1 protein-coding gene is annotated in these 267 nt (G+C 52.8%); it reads left to right on the forward strand.

The features are described 5' to 3' along the window. Window positions 1-267, forward strand: a 267-nt coding sequence (locus tag R0K30_RS22175) for a hypothetical protein (protein ID WP_410613021.1), incomplete at both ends; no start/stop codon positions are given.

Genomic DNA, 267 nt, shown 5'->3' on the forward strand with positions numbered 1-267 from the left:
CATACAGTGGCATCACGACTGGTGGACTTCGAGCACAACTCCAAAATCGAGCAGTTGGAGGCAGTATTCAAAACGCTCAATACTGACATCAAAAACGTTACCCGCTCGCGCTCCTGGATCGTACTACCGCATGGTGGCCCTGAAGCAGGCTTCTACGTTGAGCGGCTGATAGACGAACTCCACCTTCGGCAGACCGATAATATGGTGATTGGCGCTGTGCCATTGGCGCTCTCGAAGGTTAAACCTCACTCTCTCGACTACTGGCTG

Origin of the sequence: Bacillus sp. SIMBA_154 (assembly GCF_046536015.1) — a bacterium.
GTDB lineage: Bacteria > Bacillota > Bacilli > Bacillales > Bacillaceae > Bacillus > Bacillus pumilus_P.